Source organism: Cognatishimia maritima, assembly GCF_900129685.1.
Lineage (GTDB): Bacteria > Pseudomonadota > Alphaproteobacteria > Rhodobacterales > Rhodobacteraceae > Cognatishimia > Cognatishimia maritima.
The window spans coordinates 694,694-715,074 of sequence record NZ_FQWM01000001.1; the positions used below are offsets into that span (position 1 = coordinate 694,694).

A 20,381-nucleotide genomic window follows, 5' to 3' on the forward strand; every position below is an offset into this window, starting at 1 on the left:
GCTCCCTTAGTGGACCAAATAGAAACGCGGCCCTGATTTGGGGCCGCGTTTTTTGTTGGTGAGAGCGCATTCGCCGTGGATTTCAGGTGCCCGCGTTGACTTACCTCGACTTTTCGACGCGCAAGCGCCTTAAACAAATTGAAACACGCCTGTGTCCCTGTAAGCTTTCCAATGGAAAAAAGTTGGATACTCGGTCTGCACAAACTCCTTGCGGCAAATTTCATCAAAGCGTGCAAAGCGAATTTCAGAGACTTCTGAGAAATCGGGAGCATAGTCGGCATTGACGAGATAACCATGCGCTAACAACGAAATGTTCTGCACAATATCCCCGTTTGGATACGTGTGACGCTCTGAAATCGGGTCCGAAGACAATCCGAAAGCTGTTGTGTCCCTCAATTTAGCACGCGCTTCTTCCCAAGCCTCGCGATGAACCACATCCAACAAACTTTCACCGACTTCCATGGAACCGCCCGGCAATCCCCAATCTCCGCTGTCAGTCCGTCGAATGATAAGAAACTTTCCTTCATTATTCTCGATAAGAACCCGCGCTCCGATTGCTAACAAAGTCTGAGAACCGACTTTAGCTCGAAGCCTTCCAAGATAGCTTTCTGAAAAATGCATGTAAGAACCCGCAAGGTGAAATAACGAATACTAACAAAACTTCGTTCTTTGACCACGGTTTTGCAGTTTAGCTCACTTCAATTTTTCTCAACCCAAGGGATTGGAAAAACCGCAGCAGATACCCATCGGGATCAGCGACAACAAACTGCCGATTGCCCGCTTCGCTGTCTCCCACGCGGTACCATTTGTCTTCTGGTGGAAGGAACAAGGCAATGCCGTGGCGCTCAAGCGCCCCTACCAACGGCGCGATGGTCGCAACTTCGATCTGAACGTTCAACCCACGCCCAAAGGGGTATCCTTCCGGCGCATGACCATCGTCAAATGTGCGTCCCCGTCCGATCTGATCGATCATCAATTCCGCGCCCTCTCGCCGTAGATAGGCAAACCCCTCTTCCGGGCGGTCGTAGACGCATTCAAAGCCCAGAACATCGCAGTAGAACGCTTTGGAGCGCGCATAATCGCTGACTGCAAACTCCGGGACAAGTGCATTCCCCATGGTTAAACCCACTTTCCAAAAAGTTCCTAAACCCGCATGAACCCCAAGGTGCGGCCATGGGAGGTCGCGGGATCATAGGTCAGACCCGAGGCCGACATACAATCCACTATTTCTTTGATGGTTCTGGTTTTGTATTTCTTTGGGTGCAATTCCAACACAACGAATTTCACAAATCGCGGCCAGGGCTTTTTGAACAGCTCCGCCTCTGCGCCCTCGACATCCAGCATGACAAAACGCGGACGGATGGTCAGCAACAGAGGGCGCAGACGCAGCGCTGGAACCGGCACCATGTCATCATGCGTCACGCCATTCGGCAGTGTTGCCCCGCCCCAAAAGAGGCTCCCGGCACGGAAATTCACCGTCTCTTCGTGGTGGCCATTGCCAACCAGCGCCCCATGCATCACCTGCACGGCCTTACAGCCATTGCGCGCCAGATTGGCTTGCAGCGGTGCCAACATCTGGGGGTTGGCTTCGACGCTGACAACATGTTCGGCCCCTGCCAGATTGGCGCAGATCGCACTGACGTAACCAAGCCCCGCACCGACCTCTAGAACTCGCATTCCGGGTTTGATCCGCATGCGGGCAGCATGGCTTTCGCTGCCTTCATAGTCACCGCTGGCAACTTTATGTTCAATTGCCGTGCCAAGCAGCCAGTCGGGCAGTTCAATCTCGATATCGTCGATGGAGAATACGCGCATCTCGGCCTCTTTTGGGGGCATTCTGTTGCCATCCGTGACGGCGCGCAACCGCTAATGAAGATTGAACAATTCCTCTCTGCCGCCTAGGGTCAGCGCAAAGACGACGCCCTACACGACGGGGCTGGAAAAGGACGGACGAAGATGAAACTTTTCGTGGGGCTTGGCAATCCCGGGCCAAAATACGCGGGCAATCGCCACAATATCGGCTTTATGGCGCTGGATCGTCTGGCCGAGGACCACGGCTTTGCCCCTTGGCGCAAAAAGTTTCAGGCGCAGGTGAGTGAGGGCAAACTGGGGTCCGAGAAAGTCGTCCTGCTGAAGCCAGAGACCTTTATGAACCTGTCGGGCCAATCGGTGGGCGAGGCCATGCGGTTTTACAAACTTGAAAGCACCGATGTCACCGTATTTCACGATGAATTGGATCTTGCACCGGGCAAATGCCGCGTCAAGTCAGGCGGCGGGCATGCGGGCCACAATGGTCTGCGGTCCATCCACCAACATATCGGTCCGCACTATGACCGTGTGCGGCTGGGCATCGGCCATCCCGGCCATAAGGATGCTGTCGCGGGCTACGTGCTGCGGGATTTTTCGAAGGCCGACGGGGAGTGGCTCGACGACCTGATCCGTGGTATCTCTGACGGGGCTGTCCATCTTGCCGAAGGTGACGCGGGCAAGTTTATGAACGCTGTCGTCCTGCGCGTCGCCCCGCCGCGGTCCTCAACCAGCCAGCCCAAGGCAAAGGCCACAAAAGCGCCAGAGCCAGAACCAACCGATGACCGCACGCCAATGCAAAAGCTGATGGATAAGTTTCGCTAACGCCCACCCCCACCAAAGGCGACCGACAATGCAGAAAGACCCCGAAATCAATGTTTTAGGTGACAAATTGGAAGCCTGTTCGACCGACCCGGTGACCGGGTTTTTCCGCGACGGGCATTGCAATACCTGCGACGCAGATACAGGCAGCCATACGGTCTGTGCGGTGATGACGGCGGAATTTCTAGCGTTCTCGAAATATGTAGGCAATGACCTGTCGACCCCGCGCCCTGACTTTGGGTTTGCCGGTCTAAAACCCGGCGACCGCTGGTGCCTCTGCGCCGCGCGTTTCCTACAGGCCCATGATGAAGGCTGCGCGCCCAAGGTGCATTTGGTGGCCACCCATGGGCGTGCGCTCGAAATCGTGCCCCTGCGCGTCTTGCAAGAACATTCAGCCACCTAATCCTGCATTAGGTCTTCGACAAAAAGGCTCAGCAATTGGGTGCGCCCACTGACCCCTGCCTTGCGATAGATCGCATTGCTTTGGGCCTTGACTGTGCCTTCTGATGTTTCCCGGACCGAGGCGATCTCTGCCAAGCTAAGGCCTTTGATCGAATACAGCGCCACATCGCGTTCTGCGTTTGTCAGGCCCCAAGCCTCGAATTTTTCGTCCAAATGGTCGCGGAAGGTCGATTGCAGCACGCGCAGGCTTTCTTCGGCTTTGGCTCGCATCCGCATGGCATTGCGCAAAGCATTGATGGCAAAGATCGTGCCCAAAAGCAGCCCAACAGCCGCTCCGATTTCAAGCATCTCGCGCAATTGCCAACTGATCGGGACAGAACGTGTTCCGAAAACTGTGAAGAAAATATCAGAGACAAAGAAAAGCGCGCAGGCGATCTGAATGAAAATCAGCGCAAATAGAATAGCGTTGTTGGTCAAAACGCGATCTCCGCAGCAAAGGCGACTACCAAAGATGGCTTAGGCACGTTCACGTGTCATCCTCTTCGTCATCGTCATCCTCTTCTTCGTCTTCTGCTTCCTCCTCGTCGTCCTCTGTTTCGTCCTCATCGTCTTCTTCTAGCGCGTCGTCCTCATCTTCATCGTCGGGAAACCAATCCTCATCGACCTTGATGTAGTCGCGCAGAACTTCACCGGTGCTGCGGTTAATGACGATCTCACGTTCTAGGTTGCCTTTTTCAGCCTCAATGCGAATGCGGCCAAGCCAAGTGCGTTCAGTTTCAAAGATTTCAAACCCTTCCGTCCGCAATTGGCTGATAATGCGATCGACATGAGGGTTGGCAAAGGCCGGTGTCGCCATGGCCAAAGCAAGTGCCGCTGCCCATAGATGCCGGTGTTTCATGCTGTCTCCTTCAACGGCGCAGGCCAGCGGCGCTCGGGGGGCGTGCTGACCAGCATGAGGTTAATCAGGGCTTACATGGGGACGCAAGGCGAAGCCCTGCCCCATTACTGAAATTTAGTCGTCGTCTTCATCCTCGTCGTCTTCATCATCATCTTCTTCGTCGTCCTCCTCCTCATCCTCTTCGTCCTCATCATCTTCCTCATCAACGTCGCCATCGTGATCATCGTCTTCGTCGTGATCATCGTCATCATCGTCATCGTCTTCAGACAAAGGCTCTATTTCCGTTTCCAACAGGTCTTCGCTTTCGGTGTCATAGACATACTCGTAGCGCATATCGCCAAATGTCGCTTCGATGACCGTCGTGCTGCCTTCGGTCTCTATTTCGATATCGGTGTATCCCTTCGACAAAAGATCCGTGACAATCGGGCCAGCAAAGCTTTGGGCGGCGGCCCATGTTGTCATTCCAAATGTCAAAGCCGTTGTGGTTATCAGAAGTTTTTTCATCGAGCATCTCCAATTCGATTTTGGTCAAGCAAGTGTCCCTGCCGTTCCTCAGAATTGCCGCGCCATGCTGCGTTTCACTATTGGGCTTAGGTTTAGAAAGACTGCCCTAAACCATGAGCCCACGGCCATAAACTTTGGTTTATGGGGGAAAAACCACGAAAAAAGGCGCGCCGAAGCGCACCTTTTCATTCAATCCAACACCTGAATTGGCGAGATGTTATTCGCTGTCTTTCATGTCAAACCCAAGGTGGCGGGCGACGGTAAAGATGTCTTTGTCGCCCCGGCCACACATGTTCATCACCAAAATGTGGTCTTTGGGCAGCGTCGGTGCGAGCTTCATCACATGGGCCAAAGCGTGGCTTGGCTCCAAAGCTGGGATGATGCCTTCGGTCCGGCAAGCGAATTGGAAAGCCTCCAGCGCTTCTTTGTCGGTGATCGAGACGTATTTCGCGCGGCCAATTTCGTGCAGCCATGCGTGCTCTGGCCCGATGCCCGGATAATCCAGCCCTGCTGAGATTGAGAACCCTTCGAGGATCTGCCCATCATCATCCTGCAACAGATAGGTGCGGTTACCGTGCAAGACACCGGGACGTCCGCCTGTCAGGGACGCGCAGTGTTCCATCTTTTGGTTCACACCTTTGCCGCCCGCCTCGACGCCGATGATATTCACGCTTTCGTCATCCAAGAACGGGAAGAACAGACCCATCGCATTCGATCCACCGCCAATCGCCGCAATCACGGTATCAGGCAGACGGCCTTCGCCTTCTTGCTCGGCCAGCTGCCAGCGGACTTCTTTGCCAATGATGGATTGGAAATCACGCACCATGGCAGGATATGGGTGCGGACCGGCCACCGTGCCGATGCAATAGAAGGTGTCCGCGACATTGGTCACCCAGTCACGCAGCGCGTCGTTCATTGCGTCTTTCAGCGTGCCACGGCCAGAGGTCACAGGCACAACTTCGGCCCCCAATAGGCGCATGCGGAAAACGTTTGGCGCTTGGCGTTCCACATCATGCGCGCCCATGTAGACCACACATTTCAGACCAAACTTGGCGCAGACCGTTGCCGTCGCAACGCCGTGCTGGCCTGCACCGGTTTCGGCAATAATGCGGGTCTTGCCCATGCGGCGCGCCAGAATGATCTGCCCTAGCACGTTGTTGATTTTGTGCGCGCCGGTGTGGTTCAGCTCGTCACGCTTAAGGTAAATTTTCGCCCCGCCAAGTTCTTCGGTCATGCGCGGTGCGAAATAGAGCGGGCTTGGTCGACCTACGTAATGCGCCCAAAGGTCGTCCATCTCGGCCCAGAACGTCGTGTCGTCTTTGGCCTTTTCGTATTCCGCCTCCAGATCAAGGATCAGAGGCATCAGGGTCTCAGACACGAAACGCCCGCCGAAATCACCAAAACGGCCCTTTTCGTCGGGACCGTTCATGAAGCTGTTGAAAAGATCGTTGGCCATGGATGCCTCATTTACTCATCGTTACTGAGTGTCTTAGGGCGAAAGCCCGGAAACTTCCATGGCAAATTGGGCGCAACCTGTCAGGAAAGTTTCGGCGCAGGTGCCGTTTGGGCGGCTTTGATAAAGGCGCGGATCAGGTCAGGGTCCTTGACACCCGGCGCGCTTTCCACACCTGAGGAAAGATCAACCTGCTTCGCGCCGGTCATCTGAATGGCCTCGGCCACATTGTCGACCGTCAGCCCACCGGCGAGCATCCACGGTTTCGGCCAGAACTTACGTTTGACCAGCCGCCAGTCAAAAGTCAGTCCGTTGCCCCCCAGCATCTTGGCGTCCTTGGGCGGCTTCGCATCCACCAGCAACTGATCGGCCACCTCGCCGAAAACATCAATCAGCTTGGTGTCTTCTTCGGTCGCGATGCCAAAGGCCTTGATGACCGGCAGACCATAAAGTTCACGCACCTCGGCCACACGTTCTGGCGTTTCATGGCCATGCAGTTGGATCATATCCAGCGGCACTTTGGTCAAGAGGTCGTCAAGGAAAGTGTTGTCCACATTCACGGTCAGGCCGACTTTGGCGACACCAATCGGCGTTTCCAACGCAAGGTCGCGCGCCTGATCGAAATCCACGTAGCGCGGGGATTTGGCGAAGAAATTAAACCCCACATAGGCAGCACCGGCTTCGGCGGCGACTTTGATGTGCTCGGCTTCTTTCAGGCCACAGATTTTGACGCGTGTTTTCAACTTCATTCTCTCTCAGGCGATCTGTTATCTGTCTTATCTGGTCAATGAAGAACGTAAAACCCCAAGTTCCGCCGGACGATAGACCAGCCCCCGACCGCGGGTGGGGGTGAAGCCCCCGCCCTAGAGGGCGGTCGGGGGCTGGCCGGCGTTACCGGCCTATAGCGTTCAAACAAAAACGCCCCGGACATTCCGAGGCGCTTCATCGAACATTCACTCAGTTCAACTCGCTTCGTCCAAAAGCGCCAGAACCTCGTCTTTGTTTTCTTCCTGACGCCCTTTCAAGCGGCGCACTTCGCGTTTGGTTTGCTGCAACTCGCGTTGCGCCCGGCCCGCGGCAGCACGGATTTTATATTCGCGCATCCACTCCCAGACGAAGCCAATCAATAGCCCCGCGATAATGCTGCCCAAAATGACAACAAACAGCGGCAGCGAAATTGAATAATGCAGCCCCACCAGATCGGCCAAGGCCTCTGGCAAAAGTTTCAAGGTCACCACACCACGATTGGCGAGGGCCACAGAAATCAGAACCACGCCCAGCGTGGCTAAGAAGGCATAGCGAATATAGCGCATTTAGGCTTTCCCGTTCAGACGATCCCGAAGGAGTTTCCCTGTCTTAAAGAACGGAACGTGTTTTTCTTCAACTGCGACAGATTCACCCGTGCGCGGATTGCGACCGACGCGGGCATCGCGTTGTTTGACAGAGAAGGCCCCAAAGCCACGCAGTTCCACGCGATCACCACGCGACATGGCTTCGGTGATTTCGTCAAAAATAGTATTCACAATACGCTCAACGTCACGCTGATAAAGATGCGGGTTTTCGTCGGCGATTTTTTGAATGAGTTCCGATCGGATCATCGAAGTCCTCTCCCCAGGGTCGTGCTTTTGTTTTTCTTAGCATTGACGATGAATATAGAGAAAACGTCGCCAAACGGAAACATTAAGTCAGGCTTACGCCGCGCAAACCCCTGATTTTCTACAAAAATACCCGTGAATGCCGGAAATTGAGCAATGCTATGCCGATGACAGGCCGCGCCTTCTGCGACTGCGAACAATGCCGCAGCGCAGAAAGTGACTGTCGATTCGGATCACCCGCCGCTATTTGGCGCGTTTGGGCCGGGCTTCTCCGCCTTTGGATTTGGCAAAGGCCTTTGTTGCCGCGCGGGCTTTATTCTTTTTGCTATTGGGTTTGCCTTTGGGCGGTGGCGGGCCTTTCGGCTTTTGACCGGCAGGTTTGCCCGCTCTGGGGGTCCGGTCTTTCCACGCTTCTTCATCACGTGGTTTGCGCGGCGTCCCCTCGCCTTTGCGATGTGGCTTTGGCTCTGATCTTTCCGCCGATCTGTCAAACTCGCGATCCCGACCCGGCTTTTTGAACTTTGGCGGGCCTTCGCGCTTTGGACCTCGGTCCTTGAAGTTACGGTCTTTGAAATTGCGCTGTGGGCGTTCAGAACGTTCAGCGCGCTCCAGATTTGGTTCGCCAGCCACCTGCGTGATCTTCGCGTCCTCGACCTTTTGATCCGGTCCAATCGCTTTGAGGAAACCCTCAGCGCTTGACTTCAGAACCTGCACATAGGTTTCCGTTTCCTGAATGCGGATCGCGCCGAGATCGTCTTTGGTCAGGTTGCCAGCTTTACAAAGCATCGGCAGCAGGCGTCGCACTTCGGCGCCAGCCGCTCGACCACCAGAGACAGAGAACCAGACGCTCGGGCCGAAATCCTCTTTCCGGCGCGGTTTGCTTTCGGTGAACGCATTCAACTCTTCTGGAGCAGAGCGCGACAGCTGACGCAGGCGCAAATAGGCCGCGGCAAGTTGTTCTGCCGAGAAGGCGCTGACCAGAGCGTCAACCGTTTCGCGTTCGCTTTCGTTCACGGGTGTGGTCCAGGCCTCATCCGCCAGCATACGTTCTTCTTCGCGGGCGGACACCTCTTCTGCACTTGGGGCACTGCCCCAGCTTGCATCCAGTTTCGCCATCGACAGAATGCGTTGTGCTTTCTTCGAAGACCGTTTTGTCACAATCAGTGCGCTGGTGCCCTTGCGCCCAGCCCGGCCTGTCCGGCCAGAGCGGTGCAGCAGGGTTTCATGGCTGCCCGGCAGTTCAGCGTGCACAACCAAATCAAGGTTCGGCAGGTCAATCCCGCGCGCGGCGACATCTGTGGCGACACAGACATTGGCGCGCCCATCGCGCATCGCTTGCAGCGCGTTTGTGCGTTCCGCCTGTGTCAGTTCGCCAGACAGGCAGACCACGCGGAACCCACGGTTTGAAAGCCGGGTCGTCAAACGGTTTACGGTCGCACGCGTATTGCCAAACACAATCGCATTGGGTGCATCATAATAAAGCAGTGTATTGATCACGGCGTTTTCCACGTCGCGGTCCACCACGTTCATCGCGCGATATTCAATATCGGCGTGCTGCTTGCTTTCAGATTTCGCCACCACACGGATCGCGTCATTCTGATATTTCTGCGCCAGCGTGGTTATCATTTTTGGCACGGTGGCAGAGAACAAAAGCGTCTGGCGGTCGGCTGGGCACTCGCTCAGAATGAACTCAAGATCATCGCGGAACCCGAGATCAAGCATTTCGTCTGCTTCATCCAGCACCACAGCGCGCACAGCGGACAGGTCAATCGCGCCCTTTTCGATGTGGTCACGCAAGCGGCCCGGCGTGGCGACAACGATATGTGTGCCTCGGTCCAATGTCCGCCGTTCGGTGCGAATATCCATGCCGCCCACGGTCGATGCCAAAATCGCTCCGGCTTTGGCATAAAGCCACTCCAGTTCGCGTTTCACTTGCAAGGCCAACTCGCGGGTTGGGGCGACGACCAAAGCCAAAGGTGCTTCGGCGCGCTGGAAACGGTCGCCTTCACCAAGCAGAGTTGGTGCGATGGCCAGACCGAAACCAATGGTCTTACCAGAGCCGGTTTGCGCCGAGACCAACAGGTCTTTGCCCGCATAATCATCGCTGATGACGGCCTGTTGTACAGGCGTCAGGGTTTCATAGCCGCGGTCATCTAACGCGTCTTGCAGGGTTTGTTTCACTATAGATCTTCTCTTTGTGTAGGGTGTCTGCGCGATGCGCAGGAAGACCATTCGCCGACCACCGACACTAGATCCTCAATAAGAAAGGCCCCGCCCAGTGGGCGAGGCCAATGTTTGCTTTAGCCCTAAGGCCAGTCGACTTATTCGTCGCCCTTCAGAGCTGCGCCAAGGATATCGCCCAAGGACGCGCCAGAGTCAGAAGAACCGTACTGTTCGACAGCTTCTTTTTCTTCCGCGATTTCGCGCGCTTTGATCGAGAGACCCAGACGGCGTGTCTTGCTGTCGACATTGGTGACGCGAACGTCAACTTTGTCGCCAACATTGAAGCGCTCTGGACGCTGGTCCGCACGGTCACGTGCCAGATCGGAGCGGCGGATGAAGGACTTCATGCCTTCGTATTCCACTTCGATGCCGCCATCTTCGATCGCGGTCACTTCGACAGTCACGATAGAGCCACGCTTCACGCCGCCAACTGCGTCAGCGAACTTGTCGCCGCCCAGTGCTTTGATGGAGAGAGAGATACGCTCTTTTTCAACGTCAACTTCGGACACAACCGCTTTGACGACGTCGCCTTTGCGGTAGTTCTGGATCGCGTCTTCGCCGCGCTCATCCCAAGAGATGTCGGACAGGTGAACCATGCCGTCGATGTCGCCTGGCAGGCCAATGAACAGACCGAATTCGGTGATGTTCTTGACTTCGCCTTCAACCTCGGTGCCCTCTGGGTGGGTTTCGTCAAAGACTTCCCATGGGTTGCGCATTGTCTGCTTGAGACCAAGGGAAACGCGGCGCTTCGCACCGTCGATTTCCAGAACCATGACTTCGACCTCTTGAGACGTAGACACGATTTTGCCTGGGTGTACGTTTTTCTTGGTCCAAGACATCTCAGAGACGTGCACCAGACCTTCAACACCGGCTTCCAGCTCAACAAATGCACCGTAGTCGGTGATGTTGGTGACGCGACCAGTGTGGACGGATTCCAGTGGGTATTTCGCTGCAACCAGATCCCATGGATCTTCCATCAGCTGTTTCATGCCCAAGGAGATACGGTGGGTTTCTTTGTTGATCTTGATGACCTGAACCTTAACGGTTTCACCGATGGACAGGATCTCGGATGGGTGGTTCACACGGCGCCATGCCATGTCGGTGACGTGCAACAGGCCGTCAACGCCGCCCAAGTCAACGAACGCACCGTATTCGGTGATGTTCTTGACCACACCGTCAACCGCTTGGCCTTCGGACAGGTTGCCGATGACTTCTGCGCGCTGCTCGGCGCGGGACTCTTCGAGGATCGCGCGACGGGAGACAACGATGTTGCCACGGCGACGGTCCATCTTCAGGATTTGGAATGGCTGCTTCAGGCCCATCAGAGGGCCCGCGTCGCGTACTGGACGCACGTCAACTTGGGAACCAGGCAAGAACGCAACTGCGCCGCCCAGATCAACAGTGAAGCCACCTTTGACGCGACCGAAGATCGCGCCTTCAACGCGCGCATCGTCTGCGTATGCTTTTTCCAGGCGATCCCATGCTTCTTCGCGACGTGCCATCTCACGAGAGATAACCGCTTCGCCACGCGCGTTTTCTGCGGCGCGCAGGAAGACTTCAACTTCGTCGCCAACGGAAACTTCAGGAGCTTCGCCAGGGTTTGCGAATTCTTTAAGTTCGACGCGGCCTTCCATTTTGTAGCCTACGTCGATGATGGCCTGACCCGCTTCGATTGCGATGATCTTGCCTTTAACAACGGACCCCTCTTCTGGGGTGTCCATTTCGAAGCTTTCGTTCAGAAGGGCTTCGAATTCTTCCATAGATGTCATTGCCATGTGGCGCACATATCCTTTGTTACACTTTTCTGGCCGCGCGGTTGTCTCCGCCGGTCTTGGTTTCGTTACATCTGACGGCGCATGCTAAAGCGTTGCAAACACTGGTGAAAAAAACACAAACAACAAGGGCCGAAGGTTTCCCTTTGGCCCTGCTCACCAGAATTGCGACTCTTAACGGTCGTCAGACAAGGGCGCGTATAGGCGGGAATGGGCTTGTTTGCAAGGGGTTTGGGACAGCATCGAATGATCCGCCCGGCCGCACGCCGGGCAGCCCCCGACCGCCCCTCTTTGTCGAAGGCAGACCTTTGGTTTGACGGCGAGGGCTTCACCCCCACCCGCGGTCGGGAGCGGCCCTTTGGATCAACAAATGCATTCAGCTCTATCTTTCCACCTCGATACTATGGACGGCATCGAGCATATCTTGATGGGAAGGAATGTAATGTTCAGCCAAAGCTTTTAGTTTAGCCCAAGAATAATAATCTCGTCCGTCATTTGGTAGGGGATAGCGCTCTCTTGGTAGTGCAAATAATTCCGGGGATTCCCTTTTGAGCCTATGGTCGTCTTCACAAACGAGATCGCGCTGAAATGAATTTTCTGCTGCTTTAGCGATTTTTTCACCGACGGCGGGAGTTAGGTACGCTCGTGGTAAGTGTGACGAAGAGGAAGTGTGCTTGAGGCGCTGGCCCGCTTCCTTAGATTGAAAAGCTAAATATACCAGCAACGAGGCATCCACGGGACGGTCGGAATAGCATCGTAAAGTGAGACCTACCTTACGGAGAATTCGCCGAATTTGACGAGGTGTTAGTTTAAGAAGGACGGCCAATTTTGCGGCTAATTCCGCCGCATGTTCGACACTAAATTGATCGTCTTGCCCAAAAAGAATGGACACTTCCATCTCAGAAAGAGCAATTAGCCGAGTTGCCGCTTCCAGATCATCTTCATCCACGGGCAGCCTCAACCGAATATCCACAAACTTATCGAGGTACTGCTCCCCTTCCCCCAACTTCCCAAACCGATGGTCCGCAACACTTTGCAAGTAGTCTGCGTTCACGAACAAGCAGAAGACAAATCCATCCTGCGCAAACACCAACTTCATCGCTTCTAAGAAGGCAATCGCGTAATCTGGATGACATCGATCCAACTCATCAACCAAGATTACAACACGCTTATTCTTGGCATCTTTGGTCAAAGCATCTCGAAGCGCCTTCAACTGCTCGGGTATCTCCTGAGTGCGCACCCGCTCGGCAATAACCTGCGCGGCAATTAGATCACCAGCCACCTTCGACAGACCATCTCCGAACTCTTCAACAGCACCCTGCAGGGCTTCTTTGTCATCCCCAATCGCATCGCTGGCTTGCCCAGTGACCAGATCGATCACCTCATCCGCGCCTTGCCGCAAACCCAGACGCAGGACAGAACGCAGTGCAACTCCGCCAAATTTTTTGCTTTTCTCGAGCAACTGCTTGCCGGTTGCTGTTTCATTCTCAGGCAATGCTGCAACAAGCGCTGCAATGAAGGTCAGCACCGGATCACCCGAGTGATCTGACAACAGTGCATCGACCTCGACAACCACTTCTCCTTCGGCCTGTAAATGCTTCGCCCAGCGTTCCCGAAAGAATGTCTTGCCGCGCCCGTAGCCCGCCTCAATCGAAATGACCTTCGTGTCGTCTATCGATTTAACAAGATTGCCAAATGTGTTCCCAATTTCCTCAAATCCAGGGAGGTCACCTTCCCAAATGCTCATGTAATTGCCTTAACTATTTCTTCGAAAACAAATTTGGTTAAAACGCTTTGATATAGCAAGTTTCCAGTTCCCGAGGTCGACCAAAAGAATGAAGTTTGAAATCCAATCCATCACCGCCCAAGAAACCTTGCCCTTGCGTCAAAAAGCACTTTGGCCAGGCCATCTCATTGAGCAATCCATGGTCGACGGAGATGAGACTGCCCTTCATTTTGGTGGATATCTGGATCGGAAACTGGTCTGCGTCGCCTCACTATTTCACGAGCCGCCCGGCATCCGCTTGCGTAAATTTGCAACCGATCCGGCGTTTCAGGGTCAGGGATTTGGCAGCCAGATGCTGAGACAGCTCTTGCACGAGGCGCAGGCAACAGGGGCAAAAACGTTCTGGTTTGACGCCCGAGAAAGTGCGCTGCCGTTTTATCAGCGCAACGGCTATACCCCTGACGGGGAAAGGTTTTTCAAGGCTGATATCCCCTATCGGCGCATCGTGCGGGCGCTGACGTAACGAATTAGCGACCTGTTTTCCCCATGATCGCTGTCAACGCCATCGCCACAGCTGCGTCGATATCCAGCGTCGACGTATCAATCAAAACCGCGTCCTCTGCGGGTTTTAACGGGGCTTCGGCCCGGTTCATATCGCGCTCGTCCCGCGCTTTGACGTCCGCCAAAACGTCCTCGCGAGACACGTCATGCCCGCTTGCGGTCAACTCCAGATAGCGCCGCTCGGCGCGGACTTCGGCAGAGGCCGTTACAAACAGTTTCACTTCGGCATCCGGGCAAATCACCGTTCCGATGTCGCGGCCATCCAGAACCGCCCCACCCAAACGGCGCGCAAAGGCGCGTTGGAAATCCACAAGGGCCGCGCGGACCTCGGCAATCACCGCGACTTTGGAGGCGGCTTGCGCCACGTCTGGCGTCCGTAGATTGGTCGCTTCCAGATCAGCAGCGGTCAATGACGTCGCAGCCTCAACCGCCTCGACCCCGGCTAGGACCTTGGCCCCAACGGCGCGATAGAGAAGCCCGGTGTCCAGATGCGCAAAGCCAAGTTTCTTGGCCACGGCCTTGGAAATCGTGCCTTTGCCTGCCGCGGCAGGCCCATCAATTGCGACGGTGATCCGGGTGTCAGCCATTGTTGCGCACCAGCTGCGCGCCAAGGCCACCCATCAGACCTTCGAAAATCGGGAAGGAGGTCGCAATCGGCCCGCCGTCATCCACGCTGACCGGTTTTTGTGTCGCCATGCCCATGACCATGAAACTCATCGCGATGCGGTGATCCAACACGCTTTCACAGGTCGCGCCGCCGGGCACGTTGCCATGCCCCAAGCCTTTGACAATCCACCAATCGTCGCCCTCTTCGACCTCAACCCCATTCAAGCGCAGGCCTTTGGCCATGGCGTCGATCCGGTCAGATTCCTTCACGCGCAACTCCTTGACGCCTTTCATCACGGTGTCACCTTCTGCAAAAGAGGCCACGACCGACAGCACCGGGTATTCGTCAATCATGCTGGCCGCGCGGGCTGGATCGACCTCGATACCTTTGAGGTCCGGCGAGAACTTTGCCCGCAGGTCTGCCACCGGCTCCCCGCCCTCTTCGCGTTCGTTTTCGTAAGTCAGGTCCGCGCCCATTTCACGCAGGGTTGTGAACAGCCCCGCCCGCGTTGGGTTCAGACCGATATTGGGCACCAGCACATCAGAGCCGGGCGTGATGATCGCGGCACAAACCGGGAAAGCCGCCGAAGATGGGTCGCGCGGCACCACAATGTTCTGCGCCTTCAATTCCGGCTGACCGGTCAGGGTGATCACACGGCCCTCATCGGTTTCTTCGACGGTCAGTTCCGCGCCAAAGCCCTGCAGCATGCGTTCGGTGTGATCGCGCGTGGCTTCTTTTTCAATCACAACGGTTTTGCCCGGCGCATTCAGCCCCGCCAGCAACACAGCCGATTTTACCTGAGCCGAGGGCATCGGCACTTCGTAGCGCACCGGGACAGGGTCGGCTGCGCCCACAATCGTCATTGGCAAGCGCCCACCAGAGCGCCCGACGGCCTGTGCACCAAACAATGCAATCGGGTCCGTGACGCGCGCCATCGGACGTTTGTTCAGGGATGCGTCGCCAGTGAATGTCGCCGTGATGCCGGTCGTCGCCATGCAGCCCATGATCAGTCGCACACCGGTGCCAGAGTTACCGCAGTCGATGACATTCTCTGGCTCCGCAAAGCCGCCAACGCCGACGCCATGCACAGTCCATTCACCGCCGCCATGTTCGATGACCTCTGCGCCAAAGGCACGCATCGCTTTCGCGGTGTCCAGAACGTCCTCGCCCTCCAGCAATCCCGTGATATGGGTTTCACCCACCGAAAGCGCACCCAGGATCAGAGACCGGTGCGAAATCGACTTGTCGCCCGGCACATTGGCCTCCCCCTTCAGGGGGCCACAGGGGCGGGATGTCATTGGAATGGGGGTGCCGTGGCCAGACATATGCGCGATCCTCAAACTGTCGTTTGTTAGGCTGTTAGCGCAGAAGATTGCGAAGGTCCATGGGGCAGCGCCATGATCGCAACGCCGATCCGCATTCACCTTTGCATAATTACTCTGGGGTGAATGGCGCGGCGCGCCAGAGGGGCAAAGCCCCTGCCTCTGCTCTCCCTCAGCCCAGCCGCTTGAACGTCAGATAATGCGGCTTACGGCCTTCACGGAAAGCTTTTTGTTCATAGCGGGTGGAAATCCAATCCGCCCACGGCTCTCGCCAATCGGCAGGGCGTTCGGCCAGCCATTCAAACCCCGCTTTGGGCACTTCTTCCAAGGTCTGACGCACGTAGTCTTCGATGTCCGTCGCCACGCGGAAAATCGCGCCGGGTTTTAGCGCCTTTGCCAGCGGCTCCAGATGTTCGGGCGTCACAAAGCGACGACGATGGTGGCGCTTTTTCGGCCATGGGTCGGGATACAGCAAAAAGGCGCGGGAGATGGATGCGTCAGGCAAAACATCAAACATGTCGCGCGCATCGCCGGGATGGACGCGGATATTGTCGGCCCCCGCCTCTCGGATCTTGCCCAGCAGCATGGCAACGCCATTGATGTAAGGCTCACAGCCGATAAAGCCCACATCTGGGTTCTGGCTGGCTTGATGCACCATATGCTCGCCGCCGCCAAAGCCGACTTCAAGCCAGACGTCGCGATCGCCAAACAGCGCCTTCAGGTCAATCTCTGAGCGATCAGGGTTGTCTTCCCAAGTCACCTTGCCCGGCGACAGCGCCGCGAGGTCTTCGTCCAGATAGGCTTCCTGAGATTTGCGCAGGCCCTTGCCTTTGAACCGGCCATAGAAATTGCGCCATGGCGCGCCAGAAGGGTGTTTGTCGCTGTGCTTTGGGTCGTCAGACATATCGGGCCTCTTTCAGGTGGCGCCCATGTGCCGTAACGAACCAAGCGGGTCAAGGCCAGCCGTCCGATCAAACGCAAAACGCGGCCCCGAAGGACCGCGTTTTGATCAATGTTAATTGACCTAGATCGCGGATGTCAGCGCGTCGGCCAGATCGGTGCGTTCCCAGCTAAAGCCGCCGTCTGCATCGGGCTTGCGGCCAAAGTGGCCATAGGCTGCGGTGCGTTGATAGATCGGCTTGTTCATCTGAAGATGCTCGCGAATGCCGCGCGGGGTCAGATCCATGACTTGCGCCACGGCTTTTTCGATCTGCTTGGCCGAGACTTTGCCGGTGCCGTGGGTTTCAGCATAGATCGATAGCGGGCGCGAAACGCCGATAGCATAGGATAGCTGTAGCGTGCATTTGTCAGCAAGACCCGCAGCGACGACATTCTTTGCCAGATAGCGCGCGGCATAGGCTGCGGACCGGTCAACTTTCGTTGGGTCTTTGCCAGAAAACGCGCCGCCGCCATGCGGGGCGGCACCGCCGTAGGTGTCCACGATGATCTTGCGGCCCGTCAGACCGGCATCGCCATCAGGCCCACCGATCACAAACTTACCGGTCGGATTGACGTGCCAGACGGTGTCATCCGTCAACCAACCCTCAGGCAGCGCTTCCTCGATATAAGGCGCGACGATGGCGCGGATGTCTTCGCTGGTCAGGCTTTCGTCCAAGTGCTGCGTCGACAGCACCAAAGAACTTACGCCGACCGGCTTGCCATTTGCATAGCGCACCGACAGCTGAGATTTCGCATCCGGGCCAAGCACCGGCTGTTCACCGGTTTTACGCGCCTTTGCCAAGCGGCGCAGGATCGCGTGGGCGTATTGGATCGGCGCAGGCATCAAGTCCGGCGTTTCGTTGGTCGCATAACCAAACATGATCCCCTGATCCCCGGCACCTTCGTCCTTATCGGCGCGGGCATCCACCCCTTGGGCGATATGCGCGGATTGTTCGTGCAAAAGATTGGTGATTTCCACCGTCTCGTGGTGGAACTTGTCCTGCTCGTACCCGATGTCTTTGATACAAGCGCGGGCGATCTCGTCGATCTTGCCCATATAATCTTTAAGTTTCTCCTGATCCGAGAGGCCCACCTCGCCACCGATCACAACGCGATCAGTTGTGGCAAAGGTTTCGCAGGCAACGCGCGCTTCGGGTTCTTCGGCCAAGAGGGCGTCAAGAACGGCGTCAGAAATGCGGTCGCAGACCTTATCAGGATGGCCCTCCGAGACGGACTCGGAAGTGAAAACATAGTTCTGTCTGGCCATGAAGTGCTCCATTAGGTTTCATCTGCCACGCCAGGAAGCCGTTGTGACAGACAGCAAGTAAGGCCCACTTAGGGTGCCCCACGGGTAAGGTCAATTGCTATTGCGTCGTCTTTTGATCCAAAGGCCTAAAAGCGCAACGGTCAAGAGTATGGAAATCGGAAAATCTCTGGTGTGGCTATAAAACGTGGGCGCTGCTGGTGGCGGCAAGGGAACGTCCAGAAAGCCAGCTTCATTCAGCGGCAAGGCCTTCACAATGCGGCCTTTGTCATCAATCAGCGCAGAGATGCCGGTATTGGCCGCGCGCAACATGGGCAACCCCTGCTCAATGGCGCGCATGCGCGATTGCACCAAATGCTGTTGCGGGCCAGCAAAGCTGCCAAACCACGCGTCATTTGTCAGATGCAGCAGGAAATCCGGGCGTTCGGGTGAACGCGCGACATCCTGCGGAAAAACTGCTTCATAGCATATCAGGACCAAAGCACGCCCTAAGGGGCCAAGGTCCATCAGATCAGCCGTTGACCCTGCCGAGAAGCCACGCCCCTCAGATGCAGCCAGCCCGTGAATACCGAGTTGCGCGAGCCAGTCGCCAAAAGGCACGTATTCACCAAAGGGGACAAGGTGCTGTTTGTCGTAGGTCTGGGTGATCTCGCCTTTTTCATTCGTCAGGACCGCCGCGTTATACAGTCTGAACCCCTCAAACCGATTGGCCCCGATAACCATGGGGGTGCCGTTTGTGGCACTGGCGATCTCGGCCAATATGTCTGCCCCGCCCGGCAATGATGCGGGCAGGCTTGTTTCTGGCCAAACGATCAGATCAGGCGCCCCAGGTGCCGTGCTGAAGTCCAAGGCGCGATCATAAAAGACCTGAATGTAGTCTGGGTCCCACTTCAGATGCTGGGGCGCATTGGGTTGGACTAGGCGGACGGTTGCGGCGTTTGCATCTGGAGAGATCGCCGTTTCGCTGGCCGGTAGGGGCCAAAGCAACGCGGTACCAATCATGGCAGAAACAAGCGCTAGTTTGCGTGTGCCCCCGCGAGCGCAGATTGATTGCGAAAGCGCAAAAGCGGTTGCCAGAAAAAGCAGATTGACCCCATGAGAACCAACAAGTGCTGCCCCCTGCCCGAGCCATGTATCCACTGCCCCGTAGGCAGGCATCGCCCATGGAAAACCTGTGAAGACATAGGCGCGCGCTAATTCCGCAAGCGGCATGGTCATCAACAAAGCGATGGACCCAAGCCGGTGTGAAATCGCAAAGGCCACACCCCAAAACAGCGCCAGTCCGCCCGCCATGAACAGCACCGCAAAGGGTGCCATCCACGCATGGCGCGCGGCATCAACCAGAAAGGGAGAGACCAGCCAATGCAGGCTCAGAACGAAATAACCAAGACCAAAGCGCCATCCGATCCATGCGGCACCGCGCATCGTCGCAGCACGCCGCAGGGAATAGAAGCCCAAAGCGAAACCGATCAAAGACACAAGCGGCACCCCAAACGGGGCTTGCCCCAGGCTGGCGATCAGCCCGAGGGCAAAAGGGAACCGCAGTAGCAGTTCCCAGTTCAGTGTAAAAGGTTCAGCTTTCTTATTCCGCCACATGCTGCTGCGCTTCGGTCAGCAGGACCCGCAGGCGCTTGATCCGGCGCGGGTCGGCGTCGACGACTTCAAATTCGGTACCATCCGGGTGCACGACCAATTCGCCCCGCGCAGGCACACGGCCTGCCAGCATGAACACAAGTCCGCCGAGGGTATCGACCTCTTCAGCGTCGATGTCTTCATGCGCACTGAGGGATCGCCCGATTTCACCTTCGAACTCTTCCAGCGGTGCCTTGGCAAGCGCGTTGAAACAGCCCGGCGCTTCCTCGACCCACAGGACGTCCTCGGCCTGATCGTGTTCGTCTTCGATCTCGCCGACGACCTGTTCAATCAGGTCTTCGATGGTCACAAGGCCATCCACGCCACCGTATTCATCGATCACCAGCGCCATATGCCGTCGTTCGGTCTGCATCTTGGTCAGCAAAACACCAATCGGCATCGAAGGCGGCACAAACAGCAAGGGGCGCACCAAGGCGCGCAGCACAAACTGCCCGCTAGAGCCGTTGAAACCAAATTTCAGCGCCAAATCCTTGAGATGCAAAAAGCCGACCGGCGTATCCAATGTGCCGTCATAGACCGGCAGACGGGTGAACCCGCTGGTACGGAAGGCATCCACAACTTCATCAAGGTCCATGGTCGCTGCAAGCGCGACAATGTCGGCCTTGGGCACAGCCACATCTTCAACCCGCATACGGCGCAGGTTGATCATGCCCGGCACCGGAGCGAACAATCTTTCCTGTTCAGGGTTTTGCGCATCCTCGCCTGCATCGGCAGGGCTGATCGCTTCGATCAGACGGCGGAAAAATCCTCCGCCCGTGTCATTCTCTGTCGTGGTCTCAACTTGCGCGCTTTGCGCTGCGCTAGAGGACCCGTCGGTACTGTCGCCCATCTTAC

Annotated in this window: 22 protein-coding genes and 1 riboswitch; of the genes, 3 read left to right on the top strand and 19 right to left on the bottom strand. The window is 56.4% G+C overall.

What is annotated here, in order from left to right; all coding sequences use genetic code 11:
• Positions 1 to 129 precede the first annotated feature (129 nt).
• The 3 genes from BUA39_RS03630 to BUA39_RS03640 all read right to left on the bottom strand — a co-directional run bounded on the left by BUA39_RS03630 (position 130) and on the right by BUA39_RS03640 (position 1,815).
• Complete coding sequence (locus tag BUA39_RS03630) at positions 130 to 621, bottom strand: NUDIX domain-containing protein (protein ID WP_084604686.1); 492 nt, start codon at positions 619 to 621, stop codon at positions 130 to 132.
• Between the two features lie 67 nt (positions 622 to 688).
• Positions 689 to 1,117 carry a bleomycin resistance protein gene (locus BUA39_RS03635; RefSeq protein WP_072791034.1) on the bottom strand — a complete coding sequence of 143 codons (429 nt, stop codon included), beginning with the start codon at positions 1,115 to 1,117 and terminating at the stop codon, positions 689 to 691.
• Positions 1,118 to 1,143: 26 nt separating this feature from the next.
• A complete protein-coding gene (locus tag BUA39_RS03640) occupies positions 1,144 to 1,815 on the bottom strand; it encodes an FkbM family methyltransferase (protein WP_072791715.1) in 672 nt (223 codons plus the stop codon).
• Between the two features lie 141 nt (positions 1,816 to 1,956).
• On the opposite strand from BUA39_RS03640, the gene pth reads away from it, so the two are divergent.
• Positions 1,957 to 2,631 carry an aminoacyl-tRNA hydrolase gene (gene pth, locus BUA39_RS03645; RefSeq protein WP_072791037.1) on the top strand — a complete coding sequence of 225 codons (675 nt, stop codon included), beginning with the start codon at positions 1,957 to 1,959 and terminating at the stop codon, positions 2,629 to 2,631.
• 28 nt (positions 2,632 to 2,659) lie between these two features.
• Positions 2,660 to 3,031 carry a DUF2237 family protein gene (locus BUA39_RS03650; RefSeq protein WP_072791040.1) on the top strand — a complete coding sequence of 124 codons (372 nt, stop codon included), beginning with the start codon at positions 2,660 to 2,662 and terminating at the stop codon, positions 3,029 to 3,031.
• Here BUA39_RS03650 and BUA39_RS03655 read toward each other — a convergent pair.
• From BUA39_RS03655 to BUA39_RS03695, 10 genes are all read right to left on the bottom strand, one after another.
• Positions 3,028 to 3,507, bottom strand: coding sequence for a helix-turn-helix transcriptional regulator (locus BUA39_RS03655; protein WP_072791042.1), 480 nt, complete (start codon positions 3,505 to 3,507; stop codon positions 3,028 to 3,030). The two genes, BUA39_RS03650 and BUA39_RS03655, sit on opposite strands and share 4 nt — an antisense overlap.
• Before the next feature lie 49 nt (positions 3,508 to 3,556).
• Positions 3,557 to 3,928, bottom strand: a complete 372-nt coding sequence (locus BUA39_RS16760; protein ID WP_165610464.1) for a hypothetical protein — start codon at positions 3,926 to 3,928, stop codon at positions 3,557 to 3,559.
• A gap of 114 nt (positions 3,929 to 4,042) precedes the next feature.
• Positions 4,043 to 4,432, bottom strand: a complete 390-nt coding sequence (locus tag BUA39_RS16870) for a hypothetical protein (protein WP_207546190.1) — start codon at positions 4,430 to 4,432, stop codon at positions 4,043 to 4,045.
• A 217-nt stretch (positions 4,433 to 4,649) separates the two neighbouring features.
• Complete coding sequence (gene trpB / locus BUA39_RS03665; RefSeq protein WP_072791045.1) at positions 4,650 to 5,888, bottom strand: tryptophan synthase subunit beta; 1,239 nt, start codon at positions 5,886 to 5,888, stop codon at positions 4,650 to 4,652.
• 80 nt (positions 5,889 to 5,968) lie between these two features.
• Positions 5,969 to 6,634 (bottom strand): phosphoribosylanthranilate isomerase, encoded by a 666-nt coding sequence (locus BUA39_RS03670; RefSeq protein WP_072791048.1) that lies wholly within the window; start codon positions 6,632 to 6,634, stop codon positions 5,969 to 5,971.
• A 213-nt stretch (positions 6,635 to 6,847) separates the two neighbouring features.
• A complete protein-coding gene (locus BUA39_RS03675) occupies positions 6,848 to 7,198 on the bottom strand; it encodes a lipopolysaccharide assembly protein LapA domain-containing protein (protein WP_072791050.1) in 351 nt (116 codons plus the stop codon).
• A complete protein-coding gene (gene ihfB / locus BUA39_RS03680; protein ID WP_058315462.1) occupies positions 7,199 to 7,483 on the bottom strand; it encodes an integration host factor subunit beta in 285 nt (94 codons plus the stop codon).
• 240 nt (positions 7,484 to 7,723) lie between these two features.
• On the bottom strand, positions 7,724 to 9,661 hold the full coding sequence (locus BUA39_RS03685) for a DEAD/DEAH box helicase (RefSeq protein ID WP_072791717.1): 1,938 nt from the start codon (positions 9,659 to 9,661) through the stop codon (positions 7,724 to 7,726).
• Positions 9,662 to 9,801: 140 nt separating this feature from the next.
• Complete coding sequence (gene rpsA / locus BUA39_RS03690; protein ID WP_072791053.1) at positions 9,802 to 11,478, bottom strand: 30S ribosomal protein S1; 1,677 nt, start codon at positions 11,476 to 11,478, stop codon at positions 9,802 to 9,804.
• 379 nt (positions 11,479 to 11,857) lie between these two features.
• Positions 11,858 to 13,222, bottom strand: coding sequence for a KAP family P-loop NTPase fold protein (locus BUA39_RS03695; RefSeq protein ID WP_072791055.1), 1,365 nt, complete (start codon positions 13,220 to 13,222; stop codon positions 11,858 to 11,860).
• A gap of 88 nt (positions 13,223 to 13,310) precedes the next feature.
• Here BUA39_RS03695 and BUA39_RS03700 point away from each other — a divergent pair, with 88 nt between their 5' ends.
• On the top strand, positions 13,311 to 13,724 hold the full coding sequence (locus BUA39_RS03700) for a GNAT family N-acetyltransferase (protein ID WP_072791057.1): 414 nt from the start codon (positions 13,311 to 13,313) through the stop codon (positions 13,722 to 13,724).
• Between the two features lie 4 nt (positions 13,725 to 13,728).
• Here the strand turns inward: BUA39_RS03700 and cmk are convergent, their stop codons facing one another.
• The 6 genes from cmk to BUA39_RS03730 form a co-directional block, all read right to left on the bottom strand.
• A complete protein-coding gene (gene cmk / locus BUA39_RS03705) occupies positions 13,729 to 14,349 on the bottom strand; it encodes a (d)CMP kinase (protein ID WP_072791059.1) in 621 nt (206 codons plus the stop codon).
• Positions 14,342 to 15,694, bottom strand: coding sequence for a 3-phosphoshikimate 1-carboxyvinyltransferase (aroA, locus tag BUA39_RS03710; RefSeq protein WP_072791061.1), 1,353 nt, complete (start codon positions 15,692 to 15,694; stop codon positions 14,342 to 14,344). Before aroA ends, cmk begins: the two co-directional genes overlap by 8 nt.
• A gap of 169 nt (positions 15,695 to 15,863) precedes the next feature.
• A complete protein-coding gene (trmB, locus tag BUA39_RS03715; RefSeq protein WP_072791064.1) occupies positions 15,864 to 16,595 on the bottom strand; it encodes a tRNA (guanosine(46)-N7)-methyltransferase TrmB in 732 nt (243 codons plus the stop codon).
• A 120-nt stretch (positions 16,596 to 16,715) separates the two neighbouring features.
• Entirely contained in the window at positions 16,716 to 17,897 is a 1,182-nt protein-coding gene (gene metK / locus BUA39_RS03720; RefSeq protein WP_072791066.1) for a methionine adenosyltransferase, read from the bottom strand.
• A gap of 4 nt (positions 17,898 to 17,901) precedes the next feature.
• A riboswitch (SAM-SAH riboswitch) is annotated at positions 17,902 to 17,950 on the bottom strand.
• 37 nt (positions 17,951 to 17,987) lie between these two features.
• Positions 17,988 to 19,490, bottom strand: a complete 1,503-nt coding sequence (gene lnt / locus BUA39_RS03725) for an apolipoprotein N-acyltransferase (RefSeq protein ID WP_072791068.1) — start codon at positions 19,488 to 19,490, stop codon at positions 17,988 to 17,990.
• Complete coding sequence (locus BUA39_RS03730) at positions 19,477 to 20,376, bottom strand: hemolysin family protein (protein WP_072791073.1); 900 nt, start codon at positions 20,374 to 20,376, stop codon at positions 19,477 to 19,479. Before BUA39_RS03730 ends, lnt begins: the two co-directional genes overlap by 14 nt.
• Positions 20,377 to 20,381 lie beyond the last annotated feature (5 nt).

Excerpts from the sequence above, each read along its gene's own strand:
- pth (WP_072791037.1), top strand. The coding sequence starts at position 1,957 with ATGAAACTTTTCGTGGGGCTTGGCAATCCCGGGCCAAAATACGCGGGC.
- metK (WP_072791066.1), bottom strand. The coding sequence starts at position 17,897 with ATGGCCAGACAGAACTATGTTTTCACTTCCGAGTCCGTCTCGGAGGGC.
- BUA39_RS03635 (WP_072791034.1), bottom strand. The coding sequence starts at position 1,117 with ATGGGGAATGCACTTGTCCCGGAGTTTGCAGTCAGCGATTATGCGCGC.
- BUA39_RS03650 (WP_072791040.1), top strand. The coding sequence starts at position 2,660 with ATGCAGAAAGACCCCGAAATCAATGTTTTAGGTGACAAATTGGAAGCC.
- BUA39_RS03730 (WP_072791073.1), bottom strand. The coding sequence starts at position 20,376 with ATGGGCGACAGTACCGACGGGTCCTCTAGCGCAGCGCAAAGCGCGCAA.
- aroA (WP_072791061.1), bottom strand. The coding sequence starts at position 15,694 with ATGTCTGGCCACGGCACCCCCATTCCAATGACATCCCGCCCCTGTGGC.
- rpsA (WP_072791053.1), bottom strand. The coding sequence starts at position 11,478 with ATGGCAATGACATCTATGGAAGAATTCGAAGCCCTTCTGAACGAAAGC.
- BUA39_RS03675 (WP_072791050.1), bottom strand. The coding sequence starts at position 7,198 with ATGCGCTATATTCGCTATGCCTTCTTAGCCACGCTGGGCGTGGTTCTG.
- lnt (WP_072791068.1), bottom strand. The coding sequence starts at position 19,490 with ATGTGGCGGAATAAGAAAGCTGAACCTTTTACACTGAACTGGGAACTG.
- trmB (WP_072791064.1), bottom strand. The coding sequence starts at position 16,595 with ATGTCTGACGACCCAAAGCACAGCGACAAACACCCTTCTGGCGCGCCA.
- ihfB (WP_058315462.1), bottom strand. The coding sequence starts at position 7,483 with ATGATCCGATCGGAACTCATTCAAAAAATCGCCGACGAAAACCCGCAT.
- cmk (WP_072791059.1), bottom strand. The coding sequence starts at position 14,349 with ATGGCTGACACCCGGATCACCGTCGCAATTGATGGGCCTGCCGCGGCA.
- BUA39_RS16760 (WP_165610464.1), bottom strand. The coding sequence starts at position 3,928 with ATGAAACACCGGCATCTATGGGCAGCGGCACTTGCTTTGGCCATGGCG.
- BUA39_RS03695 (WP_072791055.1), bottom strand. The coding sequence starts at position 13,222 with ATGAGCATTTGGGAAGGTGACCTCCCTGGATTTGAGGAAATTGGGAAC.
- BUA39_RS16870 (WP_207546190.1), bottom strand. The coding sequence starts at position 4,432 with ATGAAAAAACTTCTGATAACCACAACGGCTTTGACATTTGGAATGACA.
- trpB (WP_072791045.1), bottom strand. The coding sequence starts at position 5,888 with ATGGCCAACGATCTTTTCAACAGCTTCATGAACGGTCCCGACGAAAAG.
- BUA39_RS03670 (WP_072791048.1), bottom strand. The coding sequence starts at position 6,634 with ATGAAGTTGAAAACACGCGTCAAAATCTGTGGCCTGAAAGAAGCCGAG.
- BUA39_RS03640 (WP_072791715.1), bottom strand. The coding sequence starts at position 1,815 with ATGCGCGTATTCTCCATCGACGATATCGAGATTGAACTGCCCGACTGG.
- BUA39_RS03630 (WP_084604686.1), bottom strand. The coding sequence starts at position 621 with ATGCATTTTTCAGAAAGCTATCTTGGAAGGCTTCGAGCTAAAGTCGGT.
- BUA39_RS03700 (WP_072791057.1), top strand. The coding sequence starts at position 13,311 with ATGAAGTTTGAAATCCAATCCATCACCGCCCAAGAAACCTTGCCCTTG.